The following is a 15,827-nucleotide window of genomic DNA, read 5'->3' as shown; positions in this document are numbered from 1 at the left end:
CCAAACACCCTCTTATCCTAGCCTTTTAGGGGATATTAATACTCTCTTTAAAACCTCAATATTCTCTAACACTTTGCCAGTTCCATTGGCAACAGAGGTAAGAGGATCCTCAGCCATGTGCACAGGCATCCCAGTTTCCTCGCTAACCAAATAGTCCAACCCCCAAAGCAAAGAACCTCCTCCTGCCAGTACGATTCCACGGTCCATAATATCTGCTGCTAATTCAGGAGGAGTTTTTTCTAAGCATACTTTAATAGCCTCTAAAATGCTGGCTACTGGTTCAGCTAAGGCTTCCTGTATTTCTTTGGCACTAACTTCTATGGTTTTTGGCAGTCCACTTACTAAATCTCGACCACGAACAGGATACTGACTCTTCTCCCTTTCAGCATCTTGCTCCCGGTTAGCAAAATATGCCGCTCCGATTTGCATTTTAATCTCTTCGGCAGTACGTTCCCCAATCATTAAATTGTAATTCTTTTTAATATGTTGGACAATTGCCTCGTCCATTTCATCTCCGCCTATACGAATTGAGCGGCTGGTAACAATACCACCTAAAGAAATAATTGCAACTTCTGTGGTTCCTCCGCCTATATCTACAATCATGTTTCCTGTGGGTTCATGAACAGGTAAACCTGCTCCAATTGCAGCAGCCATAGGTTCTTCAATTAAGTAAGCTTCTTTTGCTCCAGCCTGTATAGCCGCCTCACGAACGGCTCTTTCTTCCACAGCAGTTACACCAGAGGGAACACCTACAACAACCCTGGGCCTTGCGAACATGGTTTTTTTGGCAACTTTACTAATAAAATAACGCAGCATCGCCTGGGTAACGTCAAAATCAGCAATTACCCCGTCTTTCATGGGCCTAATGGCTACAATATTTCCCGGAGTACGTCCAATCATCTTTTTAGCTTCTTCACCTACAGCTAAAACGTTTCCTGTATCTTTCTGCATAGCAACTACAGATGGTTCCTGTAAAATAATCCCTTTTCCTTTTTCATGAACTAATGTATTAGCAGTTCCTAAATCTATACCCAAATCTCTAGAGAAATACAACTTATTTATCCCCTTCCAAGCCCTTCGTTAATACATCAATCGTAAAATGTATTATTATGTAATATTATGTTAAAGCATGTATCTATTGCTACGAATAATTATAAATGAATGAAGAAAGCTCAGCAAGGGAAAGATTTGGGCAACTATCTAAAGTCATGTAAAAAAATCGTTACATCTGACCACGTTCTTTAAGACTAACATAAGTACCGTTACCGATTATTATATGGTCTAAAACCTCTATTCCCATAATTTTTCCAGCTTCAATGAGGCGTTTAGTTACATCTATATCTTCTCTGCTGGGTGTAGGGTCCCCGCTAGGGTGGTTATGTGCTAAGATAATGGCAGCTGCGCTCTTTTTAACAGCCTGTTTGAATAGCTCCCGAGGATGGACAATTGATGAGTTAAGACTTCCTATGGAAATAGTTTCCAATCCTAGAACATGATTTTTCGTATTCAGAAAAAGTGTCTTAAAATACTCCCGATCTAAAAAGCGCATTTCATCCATTAATAAATTAGCAGCAGTATCCGGCGATTGAATGGTAACTTTAGGTTCGATACGGTAAGCCGACAAACGCCTACCTATCTCTACTGCTGCTTTAATTTGTGCTGCTTTTGCTACTCCTATACCTGGAATAGCAGTTAGTTCTTCTAAAGAAGCTGTTACCAAAAAGGAAAGCCCTTCGGCTTCCCGCAAGATTTGATTTGCCAGTTCCAAAGCAGATTGCTTCTGGCTGCCTGTCCTTAATAAAATGGCTAAAAGTTCTGTATTGCTAAGTGCCTCAGGGCCGGCCTGCACAATTCTCTCTCTAGGACGTAATTCATCTGGAAGTTCTTTGATGGTTAAGTGATACTCCATCGCTATCTCTCCGCTAATTAAATTTGTACTTAGCTTCATTATAACTTAATTTCCCAGATATTCCAACAAAATTACTTTGCTATAATTTTAAAATACTTCTACTCCATAGTTTTTAAACAGTCTGCTTAAGAGGAATAAGGGCAACCCTACTACATTAAAATAGTCTCCTTCTATTCTTTTCACAAAAATAGAGCCATAACCCTGGATAGCGTATGCTCCAGCCTTGCCTTCAGGTTCTCTAGTTTTTATATACCTTAACGCTTCTTCTTTCCCAATTGGCCTAAACTCAACATTTGTTACTTCATGAGCTTTGCTATACTCACCTGTGGAAGTGTTCACCAGTGCAACGCCCGAATAGACTTGGTGTCTCCTATTCTGGAGTTTTAATAGCATAGCTAAAGCATCATCGTCATCTTTAGGTTTGCCTAGAAGCAAATTATCTAAAGCGACTACTGTATCAGCGCCAATAATAAGGCTGCGAGGATATTTTGGGGCTACGGCCTGTGCCTTTTTTAAGGCTAAGCATTCAACTGCCTGGGAAGGTGATAAACCTTCCCCAATTGATTCATCTACTGCACTCGTACTAATCTGAAAATTCAACCCTAAAACTTCCAACAATTCCTTACGCCTTGGCGATGAAGACGCTAAAACTATATTTGTCATGGCCTAACCTCTTTTAATCAGTTTTAGAAAGTAAATAAGCTCTCGCCTCAGCAATCATGTAAATAGACCCTGTAATACAAAGTAAATCCTCGGGGCCAGTCAAGCTGATTCCTTTTTCTACAGCTTGGGCAATGTCCTCTTGCCGATAAACATCTTCCGTATATTTTTGAGCCATAAGGGCCAATTCCTCCCAGTTATTTGCCCTGGGACTGTTTGGTTTAGTAATGACAATTTTTTGAGCTAAAGGTCCCAATACATCCAAAACCTTTTCCCTTTCTTTATCGGCTAGCATTCCTAAAACAAAAACAAGGTTCTTATAGTGGAAAATTTCTTTTATTGCCCGCTGTAAGGAGAGAGCCCCCTCTAAATTATGTGCCGCATCAATCAGTATTTGCGGATTCTTCCTAACTAATTCTAATCTTCCCGGCCAAATTGTTTTCTGCAGTCCTTCCCGTATTGCCTCTTCAGAAATTTGAATATCAAAAAAGCTTAATGCTTCTACAGCTGCAATTGCTGCCGCCCCATTCCGTCCTTGGTGAGAACCAATTAAAGGCAGCCATAAATCAACATAATTTCTGCCTAAGCCCTTTAAATCAAAACAGGTCCCTTCTGAGCTTAAGTTTTTGATTTGATATATAATATCTTTTCCCACTTCATAGAGATCTACATTTTTTTCAGCACAAACTTCTCTAATTACGGATAGGGCCTCGGCCTGATCAGATGCTGTTATTGCTTTACAGCCAGGCTTAATAATTCCCGCTTTAACTTTAGCAATTTCCCCTAAGGTATTGCCTAAATAATCCATATGATCCATTGCAATATTAGTAATTACTGCAACTAAAGGCTGAACCACATTTGTCGAATCTATGGCACCCCCTAAGCCAACTTCTAAAACACAAAAATCAATTTGTTCCTGAGCAAAGTACAGTAAAGCCAAGGCAGTTATTACTTCAAATTCCGTAGGATGTTCAAAGCCTTCGGCAACCATCTTTTCTAAATTAGGCTTTAAAGCCGTCACTAACTGAGCCATTCTTTCTTCCGGTATCTGTGCTCCGTTAATCTGTATTCTTTCTGTATAGGTGTGAAGGTGAGGCGAAGTAAATAGCCCCACCTTGTAACCTGCTGCTTGTAAAATATTGCTGATCATTGCTGAGGTAGATCCTTTGCCATTGGTTCCGGTAACATGAATCACTTTGAGGCTTTTTTCCGGATGGTCAAGGATTTCCATCAGTTTTTCGATTCTTGCCAAACCCGGATTCCAGCCAAATTTAGTTAGCTCTGTTATATATTCTAATGCTTCTGGAAAATTCATTTTTTGCTTCACCTTTCATTAACCTTTTAGCATAGCCAATCTTTCTTGAACAGCTTTAACTTTCACCTGCATTTCCCGCTGCTTGCCTTGCTCTTTGGCAATGACTTCAGCAGGAGCTTTACTTAAAAAGCCCTTGTTATTTAATTTATTGGTTACTCTGTCTAATTCTTTTAGAGCTATGGCCAATTCTTTTTCTAAACGCTTGACTTCGACTTGTAAATCAATTAATCCTTCTAAAGGCAAATAAATTTCAATGTCTCCTACAATAGCAGCAGCAGCCTTTTCTGGTTTACTTTCCAGGTTAGCGTATATTTTTACAGGCTGGGCTGCAGCTAATTGTTCTAAATATTTTTTACCTATGTTGAAAATTTGGTATTGCTGTTCTTCCCTTGCTAAAATAATGGCCTCTGCTTTTTTACCTAAAGGTACATTCATTTCGGCACGAATATTTCTAATGGACCTTATTGCTTCCATAATTAAATCCATTTGTTGTTCCGCTTCAGGAGAATCATAAGCTGCCTTTACTTCCGGCCAATTGGCAAGCATAATCGTTTCCCCTTCATGAGGCAGCTGCTGCCAGATTTCTTCTGTAATAAAAGGCATAAAAGGATGCAAAAGCTTTAATGTATTTTCTAAAACAAAGTGAACTACAGATTGAGCTGTAAACTTGCTTTCGGCAGTTTCTTTGCCATACAATCTTGGTTTAGCCAGTTCAATATACCAATCGCAGAAATAATCCCAGATAAATTCATAAATTAATCTTGCTGCTTCCCCCAGTTCATATTTTTCTAAAAAATCTGTAACCCCTTGAACAGTCTGATTATATTTAGTTAAAATCCATTGGTCAGCTAAGGTAAATTGGGGTTTTTGACTGCCTGGCCGGTAATCATTGAGATTCATCAGTACAAAACGGGCAGCATTCCAAATTTTATTGGCAAAATTTCTAGTACCCTCTAAACGTTCAAGTTGAAAACGCAAATCATTACCTGGTGTGTTTCCTGTAACTAACATAAAGCGCAGTGTATCTGCCCCATATTCGTCAATTACTTGTATAGGGTCAACACCATTCCCTAAGGATTTACTCATTTTACGTCCTTGGGCATCTAAAATTAAGCCATGGATAAATACTTCTTTAAAAGGTACTTCCTGCATGAATTCCAAAGCTGTAAAGATCATGCGCGCTACCCAGAAGAAGATAATATCCCTGCCTGTAACTAAAACAGACGTGGGGTAAAAATGTTCCAATTCTGCAGTTTTTTCCGGCCAGCCTAATGTGGAAAATGGCCAAAGGCCAGAGCTAAACCAGGTATCCAAGACATCAGGATCTTGCTCTAAATGGTGGCTGCCGCACTTTGAACAAACGTCTGGATCTGTAGATTGACAGATTATTTCCCCGCAGTCCTGACAGTACCACACAGGAATTCGGTGGCCCCACCATAATTGACGTGATATACACCAGTCACGGATATTTTCCAACCAGCCAAGATAAATTTTCGTAAACCTTTCCGGAACAAATCTGGTCTGTCCTTCCTGAACAGCTTTCATAGCTGGATCTGCCAAAGGTTGCATTTTAACAAACCACTGGCTGGAAACTAAGGGTTCAATAACTGTATCACAACGATAGCAGTGTCCTACAGCATGAGAATGTTCATCTATTGCTAAAAGAACTCCCATTTCCTTTAATTCTTGCACTATTTTTTTTCGACATTCATAACGATCTAAGCCTGCATATTTTCCTGCATCAGCAGTCATTTTAGCATCCTTATCAATGACAACAATTTGGGGTAAATTGTGTCGTAAAGCCATTTCAAAGTCGTTAGGATCATGGGCGGGAGTAATTTTTACTGCACCAGAACCAAAAGTTGGGTCTACGTAACTGTCTGCAATAATGGGTATTTCCCGGCCAACAATTGGTAAAATTAGGGTTTTTCCAACAAGCTCAGTATACCTTTCATCATCCGGGTGAACTGCTACTGCCGTATCTCCCAGCATGGTTTCCGGTCTAGTTGTAGCTACAACTACGTACCCATCCTCATCTTTTAATGGGTATTTTAGATGCCAGAGGTTGCCTGGCTGTTCCTGGTGCTCAACCTCGATATCTGAAATAGTAGTGTGACATTTTGGACACCAATTGATAATATAACTGCCTTTATAAATTAAACCCTTTTCATACAAGCGGACAAATACTTCCCGGACAGCTTTTGAGCAGCCTTCGTCCATAGTAAAACGTTCTCTTTCCCAGTCACAAGAGGAACCTATTTTTCGCAGTTGCTTACTTATTCTCCCATGGTACTGGTGTTTCCACTCCCAAACCTTTTCTATAAATTTTTCTCTGCCTAGACCATACTTACTTATTCCTTCTTTCGCTAAATGTTCTTCAACTTTAGCTTGAGTAGCAATGCCAGCGTGGTCAGTTCCGGGAACCCAAAGGGCATTATATCCCTGCATTCTACGGAATCGAATTAGAATATCCTGAAGGGTATTATCCATAGCATGTCCTAGGTGCAAAGAACCTGTCACGTTAGGCGGTGGCATAACAATGGTAAAAGGTTTCTTATCCTTTTCTGCTTCAGCATGGAAAAACCTATTTTCCTCCCAAAATCTATACCATTTTTCTTCTACCTCCCTAGGATTATATGTAGAAGAGAGCTTTGCTTCTGAACCCATGAAATTGCCTCCTAAATCTAATTTATTTTCTAATTAAAAAAGCCCCTTCATCTAAAGGACGAAGGAACTCCGTGGTACCACCTTATTTTTCCTGCGTTAATCAAAAAATTAATATAATAACGCATACTCTCTAGCTGCTGTAACGGGCAAACCCGGCTAACCTACTGTTTTCAGCTAAACAACTCCAGGGCGACTTTCTTCCTATTCTCTTAAGGAACTTCCAGCCAAGGTTCCTCTCTCTGGAAAGGTATTAGGAATACTCCTCCCTCTCATCGTCTAAATATATTTCTCTTATTCAATATAGCTTGATTCCAATATAGTGTCAAGGCAGCAGTGCCATATAAACATGGAATCGACTTACCTTGAAGTACTATAAATAGTATTTTTAGCAATTTTTATACAATTAATACCGACTACTCCTTAGTATTATTTTCATCGACAGATGTTGTTTTTTTCTCTAAACTCACAAAAGGGTTTGCCCTGCCATATTGCCAGTTTTGCAGATCCTTCAAAACTAGTTTCCCTTCTGGAGTAGGTTTAGAATAAATTAGCAAAAGGAGGCTAGCGTTTACCGCGCCATTATTAATATCATTTAGCGGAGGCTCGCTGCCCTGCTCAGAGTCTTGTTTTATTTCCGGTTCTAACTTCAAGTCACGAATTTCCGTTAAGTTTTCTTGATTTTCCAAAAAGGCAACTATTTTCACTACTTGCAGGTAATTACCGTTTAGCTCTAAATCTATCGGTAAAATTATTATATCCTCTTTTGTAACTATCTCCCGAGGACTAAACTTGTCTAAAACAACATTTTCTTGTTGCAATTTACGACTAAAGCGGACTAAAAAAAGTCCATCCTGTAAATTCGTTGAAAACTTAGTTGTGGCTTGGGCTAGGTCCTGTTTTGTTTCCAGCAGTTTTTTTTGTTCCAGGGCTTTTAATTCCCGGGCATTTCCCATGACTTCTATGTTGTTTTTTAACTTTTGAATTTGCGTTTCAAGTTTCCGGTAGTTATTTAACGCGGGAAAAAAATACCGGTAAAGATATAGAGCAACTAAGGCACTAACAACAACTATACAAAACAGTATCTTTTCTCTTTTGCTTAGTTTGTTTAATAGAGTTAGCCCCTTAATTTTCATGAACGTTACCCTCTTTAAATTCTGCTAAAATAACTACCTCGGAAATGCCAGTTTGTTTTTCTCTAATGATATTTTTAACCTCTACTTTAGAAAAATAGGTAGATTGGCTAAGCTGATAAACAAACTTGCCAATTTGTTCCAGTGAGTAGCTTTTTCCAACAATTATAACCTTGCTTGGTACAGCTTCTAGCTCACCTTTTGGAACAACATTATTTTCTGAAGTTAGCGCATTTTGGAGCGTACTCTGCATGGTCTGTTCATCTTCTGCCGATTGATTTTTCTGTTCTTCAATAGGTTTATAATCAGCTGCCAGCTGCAAAGATTCAAACCAAACACCATCGGGCACATAAAGATTGAGTTCGGATAGCAAATCCGGCCAGCTACGTTTTTGTTGCCCGAACTCACGATACTGGCTAATCTTTTTCTCAAGCCGCGATATTTCTTTCTGCAGTATTTTTGTCTCAGCAGCTGCTGCCCCAAGCTGGTCATATTTATGTTGCAAATAATTGAACCTCTGTTGTTCCATTGACAAATACCAAGTCAGCACTAGCTGAGGCACCAGCAACATAACCAAGACCAAAATTGTCACTACAGCAAGTACTATCATTTTCTTTTGTTTAGTCTTCCCTTGGATATACCAGTCAGGTAAAAAGTTAATATCTTTAACCTTTGTAATCAAAAGAACAACCCCTTATGTACCTAATGAAGTGCCTGAGAATTTTTTTCTAACTTGCGTAATAATATTTAAATTAACTGTCCATTCCGTCTCTCTTAACATTAAACCCAAAACACCGGTATAAACGGGAAGTAGAGGTAGCAGACTTTCATTTTTATTTAAAGTAAACTCCGTATTTTTCAAGCCAAAATTCAGGGGCAGCTCAAATCTAGTTTGTAGTGTTTCTTGTAAGGAAGCGGAAAATGCTAATTCTCCTAAGACAAAAATTCGATCGATATTTTTGCCAAAGTTTCGGGAAGAAAAATAATCCACATATCCCTGCAGCTCCATAATCAGAGTGGCAAAATCCTGTGCTTCTTCCTCATCATTTAAAGCAAAGGGAAGATCGTTATACATAAATAAACTTCTGCCCTGAAAAATAGCCAAACGAGTTCCTTCTCTTCCCCCGTCAATAACCATAGTATCTTCAAAATTTGAAAAACCAAAAAGTCTGTAGAGCACATTGGGCAAAACATCTAGCACTATAGGCTTTAGACCAACTTTTTCCAACAAGGTCATGCAACGCCCTATCTCAAAATGTTTTACGGCAACAACCATTACTTCTAAATAGGCTCCATCCGTTTCTTCTACTTCCGTTAAAACTTTATAATCAAAAGCATATTCCTCTAAATCAATTGGTAAATGATCCGTAATTCCTAGTTTCATCATACTGGCTAAGTCCCCAGGTTCCATTTTAGGCACCTTAATTGTCCTAGTTAAAATCCCTTTTTGTCCAAAACTTGCCACTACCTTCTTGGCAGTAATATTATTTTCTCTTAGAAAGGCTTTCAGTTTACTCGCATTGGCTTCCAGTTCCGCTTCTTCGGCTGCAGGCTCTAGAAACCCAGGGAGTGTTATAGTACCAAAGCCAGCAAAATCAATAGACAAGTTGCTATCTGCAGGACAGCCTTGGGCAGCCCTAACTACATCACCACGGATATCAAGATACAAAATTGATTTACGCTTCATAAAATCTAGCATATCTTCACACCTGTCTTTGCAGTTATTGTCAGTCAATGGGTTTCATCTGTGGCTGAAGCAGTACCAAAACCTTTATAAGAGCCGATATTCCGGTTGTTATAATACCATAGTACTACTCTATAGTCAGCAATACTATCTTGATAATTTGCTTTAATGTCCAGTGTTAAATAATGAGCATTGGAGCCTTGTACAGTTTTCGCTAACTGGCCGCTTTGACTGCAGGTATATGAAAGCCACAGGGACTGATCGTTACTATTTAAGTTGTAAGACTGACGAAAAACTTTCTCCAGCTCATACCTAGGATTTCCGCTGACATTTCTTGAACTGTCAGCGGTATCTAAGGTCAATTTATTGTCTAATAAATTTAGAAATGAATCAATATTTGCATTTTCAATTATACCCGTAGGCTTGCCTAAGTCATCTTTTTTTTCCGGCAAATTGATTATATAGGACTTCCATTTTTCGATAGCTAAATCTGCCCCGGCTTCTGCCACATAAAAAGCCCGAGGGGCATTGCTATAGTCATATACCAAACGACTATCAGTTGAAGCAATATACAGTATGGAAGATCCAATAACCAGTAGGACTCCCATAACAGCAACAACTGTCAGCAGAGCAACCCCTTTATTATTAAAGAAAAAACCTGGCAAATCAATTCACACCTTTAGTAATTATTTGATAGGGAAGTTCTTCTGGCTCAGGGTATTCTTGATAGTCAAAATAAAAATTGTTTTTTGCCTCGACTTGCTTAGCAATGATTATCCCGGTTTGGCGGCAATTATTCTTAAAAGTAACTGACCCGTTGGGAGCAATAATCCAGACATTCTGTCCTTCATATTTGTTTTTATTGTTAGTGTCATTAAATGTAACATTGCCTGTACAGACAATCGTAACATTTTCGAGGTGTCCGTCCTCTTTTATATTAACCGTGTAATTCCCTTTAATGTAATATTTTTGATTGTCTTTCAGTTCAAAATGGTCATTCTCATTGTACAAATTAAAACCATTATTTTTATACCAACCTTCATCGTATAATTTTAGGAATTCAACATCGATAAAATTATCGTCTTGCACTTTTTTTACGTCCGCAGGTAAATCTACGTAATTTTTATAATAAACAGTTCCGTCCAATCTAATATTATTCCCAAGGTCTGCAGTACCCATAAAAAGGTCAAATTTAATTTCCCCATTATTATTGAGTACTAGTTTGTTTGTATAAATCGCATAGCTTGCAGGTTCATAGTTAATTGCAGGGGGCGGAGGTAGTGAATTTTGTGCACTATTGTGGCGGCTAGTGCGTACCTTGGTGGATAGCTTTAAACCTTCTCCGCCTTCAATCATTATAAGTATTGTAGCATCATTTTGCGGTTGACATTTGATATTTCGAATGGTAGTTGCTTTTTTTAAATAAGCAGTTAATTTCAGATCTGGTTGCCGACCACTATCCACTTGAATGGTAACAGCGTCTTTATAAGCTATTTCTTCGTACTGTTGTAATTCCTCTACTATTTCACTTAGCACAGTTCTTAGCTCTAGGAAATCACCTTGTTCCTTTGCAGTCCAATTCAAGAATTTAAAATTATAATTCAAGAAACCGTAAATGATGCTAAAGAAAATTCCTAACAGTGCCGTGGTCAGCATTAATTCCAGCAGGGTAAATCCTCGATTAGTCCTAAATATGCTCATTTCGTCAGCTCCCGCCCTCTTTGTCGGGCAACCAAAAAGTTAGTGTATAAGTATCTGCGTTTTTGCTTGTTAGGGTTATAGTTACCATTTGACCAGACAATGGAGTCGCTGACTTATACTCATATTTAACGTTGAAAATTCGTTCGGCCTCAGCAGTGGAAGACCCTGGTGGGTAAGTAATATTTCCATTACTGCCCCAATAGCTAGCGTTTGCTTTAATTTTTTCTGCCTCGGAGCGAGCTAATTCAATCATTTGGGCTTGTGCAAAATTATCATCGCTGATTCTGCTACTGGCTGTTGACATCTGAATCATAAATAAAAGTATAATACCCAAAACCGTTACAGCCATCATAATTTCGATTAAAGTCATTCCTTGCTGGTGGGGAAATTTAGTTTCTGTAACAGTCATTTTCCGCTCTCCTTTAGTGTTTTAGGCTGCTAATCATATTCATCATGGGCAGCATCACAGATAAGATAACAATACTAACCACTCCCCCAATTACGACAAGCATTGCGGGTTCAATTAAGGACATAAGTTTGGCAAAACCAGCGTCTACTTCCTGAGTATAATACTCCGTCATTTCCTGAAGAATTCTTTCCAGTTCACCTGTTTCTTCTCCAATACTAATCATTTGCAAGGACATGGCATCAAAAAATTCAGCTTTTCCTAAATTTGAAGCTAAAGTTTCTCCCCTCTGTAATCCCTTGATAGCATACTCCACTGCTTTTTGAGCCAGCGAATTACTTAAATTTTGTTGAACATAGTTCAAGCCTTCCAGCAAAGGTATACCACTTCTAAAAAGAACATGCGCAGTTAAAGCAAACCGCATTGTTTCTGCATTGCGTAATATTCTGCCTAAAATAGGTAGTTTCAGCAGCAGAGTGTCTCTTTGAATTCTACCCCTTGGCGTTTGACCGTATTTAAAAAGGACAAAGAAGATCAGCAGTAACCCTGGGAACAATACAAAAAAATAATGAGTAGTAACTTCAGATATGTCCACAACAATTATGGTTAGAAAAGGCAGTCTTGCTCCAGTAGAAATAAGCATATTCGTAATTTGCGGCAAAAGGAAATTGAAAAAAAAGAGCATTAAACCCGCTGCCAAAAACAGCATAACCACAGGATAAACGGATGCAGATATAATTTTTTGCCGCATACGATGTTCTTTATCATAAAATTGTGCCATACTGTACAATACTTGTTCTAAAGTACCACTAGCTTCGCCTGTTGCCACCATTCCAGCTAAGAGCTTAGGTATTAAAGAACCTTGATCGCTCATAGCCTCAGCTATACTCCGACCTTTTTGCACTTCTTGGTAAATCCTATTGATTTCCAGACGAGTTGCTTTATCCGGCGATTGAGCGGCCAATATTTCTAAGCCTTTTAAAATATTAATCCCGGTCATCATAATTAACCCAAGCTGACGGCAAATGTTGCCCAGGGATTCGTAACTTAGCTGCTTTTTCTGACAAAATAAGTTCTGAAGAGAATTAAAGTTTTTTTCCCTAGTTTCTTTAAGTTCCACAGGGATATAGCCATCTTTTTTCAGACTGCTGTACGCTTGGGCAGTATTCTCCGCGCTTACAAAGCCTTCAGTCATTTTTCCTTGTACACTTATAGCTCGATAACTATATGACCGCACTTTAATCACTCCAGTTTTAGCTAATTATGTAGAATAAGTCACTCTCAACATTTCTTCAATAGTCGTTAAGCCCTGTAGTACCTTTTGCTTGGCATCTTCATATAATGTCAGCATACCCTGTTGAAGAGCCATAGCTCTAATTGTTTCTGTTGCAACTTGTTTATCAATTAAGCGGCGCAGTTCTTTATTAATTTCCATAACTTCAAAAATGCCTACTCTGCCCCGATACCCTGTCCCATGGCAATAGTCGCAGCCCTTGCCCCGCTTTAATTCCCACGAAGCGTCATGGGGAAGGCCTAAAATCATTTTTTCCCTTTCCCCCGCCGGAAAGGGTTCCTCGCATTCCGAACATATTCTACGCACTAAACGTTGGGCCACCACACCTAGTAAGGCTGAAGAGAGCAGAAAAGGCGGCACTCCCATATCGGTAATTCTAGTTACAGCACTAGGTGCATCATTAGTATGTAGAGTGCTTAGGACAAGATGTCCCGTTAAAGCCGCTCTGGCAGCAATTTCCGCAGTTTCCCCATCCCTGATTTCTCCGATCATAATAATATCTGGGTCCTGGCGCAAAATGGATCGTAAAGCTGCAGCAAAAGTAAGTCCGGCTTTTGTATTTATTTGAGTTTGGTTTATTCCTTCCAAATCGTATTCTACGGGATCTTCTAAGGTAATAATATTCTTAGTACTGTCGTTAAGCTCCGACAACATAGAATAAAGAGTCGTAGTTTTTCCGCTTCCTGTAGGACCTGTGACTAAAATAATTCCATAGGGTTTGGAAATTAAACGATCAAATCTTTCTTCATCTGCCGAACTTAGTCCTAAATTCCCTTTCCCTACGAAAAAATTAGCCCGATCTAAAATGCGCAAAACAATCTTTTCTCCATAAGTTGTAGGCATAGTAGAGACCCTTAAATCAACTTCTCTGTTATCTACATTAAGCAAAATGCGTCCGTCTTGGGGTAATCTTTTTTCTGCAATATCCAATCCTGCCATAACTTTAATTCTACTGCTAACAGCACCATGGGTTTTGCTACTAGTTTCGAGGACTTCCCGTAATATACCATCAATCCTAATCCGCACTCGCATTTGGTTTTGGTTTGGCTCAAGATGCACATCACTAGCTCCACTAATTATTGCATTTTCCAGAATAGAGTTGACTAAACGCACAATAGGAGCTGAATTAATATCAAGAGTCACGTCATCCAAACCGCCGATTCCGTTTTGGTTTTGCGAATAGTCTGCTGCAGCTTTGGCCGCAGTTACTTGACTAAAGATACGATCAAGGTTAGCTAAGATATCTTCTCTATTTCCCAACAGCGGCTGTACAGGCATTTGAACTAACAGCCGCACATCCTGTAAGGCAATTTGATCTAAAGGATCTGCCATTGCCAAGTATAAATTGTTATTAATTATCTTTACCGGGATCACTTCATGGCGTCTTGCTACATTTTCAGGAAGTAAGCGAACTACTTTCGGATCTACGGCTGTATGTTTTAAATTAATACTCTCAATTCCTAATTGTTTCTCTAAAACTTTCTGTAGATCCTGCCAGGTCACCAGGCCTTTTTCCCGCAGTATCCTACCCAGCCGCTTCCCGCTTTTTTTCTGATAAGCCAGCGCTTCTTCAAGCTGGCTAGGGGTAATAACCTCTGCCTGGATTAACATATCCCCTAGACGAATTTTTTTCTCTTCCATGTTCTGCACCTGCTTTTGATTTAGAAATCAATTGAGAAAATGCTGATGTTGACATGGTCAGCATCAGCATTTTTATTTACTAGTTACTCTACTGTTACTCTTCCTATTTTGTTACCCACAGAATCGTAACCAAAAATTATGCATTTTAGTTGGTCATCCTCTTCAAAAGCTCCGTAAGCGACTGAGCCTTTTCTGTCTTTATCATTATCCCAAGCTTTGAATAATTCTTCATCATTAGGAGCTTTGTTATCGCCAGTCGAATAAATAACAGCCTCTTTTTTAGCATCGCTATCGTCGTAAGTGCCAACTTTATCCTTTTTAGTAAAAGGATTTATAATGTTCCCTTCTAATTTCTCTGCTACTTTCGCTTCAAAATCGCTAATTTCATCAGTACCATACTTATTAATCAATGCTGTGACTTGTGCTTCAACTATTCTAATATTAGCATCTATCCCGGATTCCTGAGCCGTTATTTTCATTGCACTAATTTTAGGTATTAAAACCATAGCCAAGATTCCAATAACAGCTATTACCATCATTAATTCAATTAAGGTAAATCCATGGTTATCCTTTATTCTTTTCAACTCTTAAACCCCTTTCACCCTATTGCCAACTATTTATATATTTTAGAACTAGTTTTATATAATTATGGTCAAGTACCAAATAAGAAATTGATCTCCTAAAAAAATTATTAAGGTAGTCCCTATACTCAAAAATGGCCCAAAAGGAATATAATCCTTAAGGCTTTTTTGCTTTGTTAAGATTAAAAAACCTCCTGCAATAGTTGCCAAAAAAGTTGCAACAAAAAGGGCAAGTAATATTTTTCGCCATCCTAAATAAAAGCCTAGCAGGGCAGCTAGTTTAATATCCCCTCCTCCCATACCACCTTTGCTAACTACGGCCAAAAAGTACAGCAAACCTCCGCCAGCTAATATTCCTATTGCCCCGTTTACCCAATTAATAAAAGGATAAAATACATTAATCACTAAACCTATGCTTAAGCCTACCAGCAACACGCTATCAGGAATTAGATAGTGTTTATAATCAATAAAACTGATCACAATTAAAACACAAATTAATCCTAAGTAAGGCAGCAGTTGATAACTTAAACCTAGAAAATAGACGGCAGCCATAAATAAAATACCAGTCAAAATTTCCACCAACGTATTTTCCATCGGTATGGGACTTTGGCAGTAACGGCATTTCCCCTTTAAAAACAACCAGCTTAAAACAGGAATTAACTCGCAAGGTTTTAAGCTAGCATTGCACTTTTCGCAATGGGAAGGAGGAAATAGAATAGATTGATTTTGTGGAATCCTTGTAATGCAAAGAGCCAAAAAACTGCCCATTATTAATCCTAGAAAAAAAACAATTAAGTAGACGCAACTCATTTTTTCTCCATAAAAGAAATAAAGCTTTC

The 15,827-nt window shown here is 38.7% G+C and carries 15 protein-coding genes and 1 other annotated feature; all 15 genes read right to left on the bottom strand.

Annotated features, from left to right (window positions below):
• Positions 1-12: 12 nt before the first annotated feature.
• Complete coding sequence (locus RDV78_02635) at positions 13-1,053, bottom strand: rod shape-determining protein (GenBank protein ID MDS1029399.1); 1,041 nt, start codon at positions 1,051-1,053, stop codon at positions 13-15.
• A 169-nt stretch (positions 1,054-1,222) separates the two neighbouring features.
• The gene (gene radC, locus RDV78_02630; protein ID MDS1029398.1) at positions 1,223-1,909 is read right to left on the bottom strand and encodes a DNA repair protein RadC; all 687 of its coding nucleotides are present in this window, start codon (positions 1,907-1,909) and stop codon (positions 1,223-1,225) included.
• An 87-nt stretch (positions 1,910-1,996) separates the two neighbouring features.
• Positions 1,997-2,572: a Maf family protein gene (locus RDV78_02625; protein MDS1029397.1), complete on the bottom strand. Its 576-nt coding sequence runs from the start codon at positions 2,570-2,572 to the stop codon at positions 1,997-1,999.
• A gap of 13 nt (positions 2,573-2,585) precedes the next feature.
• Entirely contained in the window at positions 2,586-3,884 is a 1,299-nt protein-coding gene (locus RDV78_02620; GenBank protein ID MDS1029396.1) for a folylpolyglutamate synthase/dihydrofolate synthase family protein, read from the bottom strand.
• An 18-nt stretch (positions 3,885-3,902) separates the two neighbouring features.
• Positions 3,903-6,551 carry a valine--tRNA ligase gene (locus RDV78_02615; protein ID MDS1029395.1) on the bottom strand — a complete coding sequence of 883 codons (2,649 nt, stop codon included), beginning with the start codon at positions 6,549-6,551 and terminating at the stop codon, positions 3,903-3,905.
• Between the two features lie 51 nt (positions 6,552-6,602).
• Positions 6,603-6,833, bottom strand: a binding site (T-box leader).
• Between the two features lie 131 nt (positions 6,834-6,964).
• The gene (gene pilO / locus RDV78_02610; GenBank protein MDS1029394.1) at positions 6,965-7,684 is read right to left on the bottom strand and encodes a type 4a pilus biogenesis protein PilO; all 720 of its coding nucleotides are present in this window, start codon (positions 7,682-7,684) and stop codon (positions 6,965-6,967) included.
• Positions 7,674-8,363 carry a PilN domain-containing protein gene (locus tag RDV78_02605; GenBank protein ID MDS1029393.1) on the bottom strand — a complete coding sequence of 230 codons (690 nt, stop codon included), beginning with the start codon at positions 8,361-8,363 and terminating at the stop codon, positions 7,674-7,676. The genes pilO and RDV78_02605 overlap by 11 nt, the downstream gene beginning before the upstream one ends.
• Positions 8,364-8,375: 12 nt before the next feature.
• On the bottom strand, positions 8,376-9,380 hold the full coding sequence (gene pilM, locus RDV78_02600) for a pilus assembly protein PilM (GenBank protein MDS1029392.1): 1,005 nt from the start codon (positions 9,378-9,380) through the stop codon (positions 8,376-8,378).
• A 32-nt stretch (positions 9,381-9,412) separates the two neighbouring features.
• Positions 9,413-10,030 (bottom strand): hypothetical protein, encoded by a 618-nt coding sequence (locus RDV78_02595; protein MDS1029391.1) that lies wholly within the window; start codon positions 10,028-10,030, stop codon positions 9,413-9,415.
• A 1-nt stretch (position 10,031) separates the two neighbouring features.
• On the bottom strand, positions 10,032-11,066 hold the full coding sequence (locus tag RDV78_02590; GenBank protein MDS1029390.1) for a prepilin-type N-terminal cleavage/methylation domain-containing protein: 1,035 nt from the start codon (positions 11,064-11,066) through the stop codon (positions 10,032-10,034).
• Positions 11,067-11,070: 4 nt separating this feature from the next.
• Positions 11,071-11,475: a prepilin-type N-terminal cleavage/methylation domain-containing protein gene (locus RDV78_02585; GenBank protein ID MDS1029389.1), complete on the bottom strand. Its 405-nt coding sequence runs from the start codon at positions 11,473-11,475 to the stop codon at positions 11,071-11,073.
• Between the two features lie 13 nt (positions 11,476-11,488).
• Complete coding sequence (locus tag RDV78_02580; GenBank protein MDS1029388.1) at positions 11,489-12,709, bottom strand: type II secretion system F family protein; 1,221 nt, start codon at positions 12,707-12,709, stop codon at positions 11,489-11,491.
• Positions 12,710-12,733: 24 nt separating this feature from the next.
• Positions 12,734-14,407 carry an ATPase, T2SS/T4P/T4SS family gene (locus tag RDV78_02575; GenBank protein MDS1029387.1) on the bottom strand — a complete coding sequence of 558 codons (1,674 nt, stop codon included), beginning with the start codon at positions 14,405-14,407 and terminating at the stop codon, positions 12,734-12,736.
• 83 nt (positions 14,408-14,490) lie between these two features.
• Positions 14,491-14,991: a type II secretion system protein gene (locus RDV78_02570; protein MDS1029386.1), complete on the bottom strand. Its 501-nt coding sequence runs from the start codon at positions 14,989-14,991 to the stop codon at positions 14,491-14,493.
• A gap of 54 nt (positions 14,992-15,045) precedes the next feature.
• On the bottom strand, positions 15,046-15,798 hold the full coding sequence (locus tag RDV78_02565; GenBank protein ID MDS1029385.1) for a prepilin peptidase: 753 nt from the start codon (positions 15,796-15,798) through the stop codon (positions 15,046-15,048).
• Between the last annotated feature and the right edge of the window lie 29 nt (positions 15,799-15,827).

The sequence above is a fragment of the Bacillota bacterium LX-D genome (assembly GCA_031628995.1).
Classification (GTDB): domain Bacteria; phylum Bacillota; class DUOV01; order DUOV01; family Zhaonellaceae; genus JAVLUO01.
This window is presented reverse-complemented; position numbering and strand designations above follow the sequence as displayed.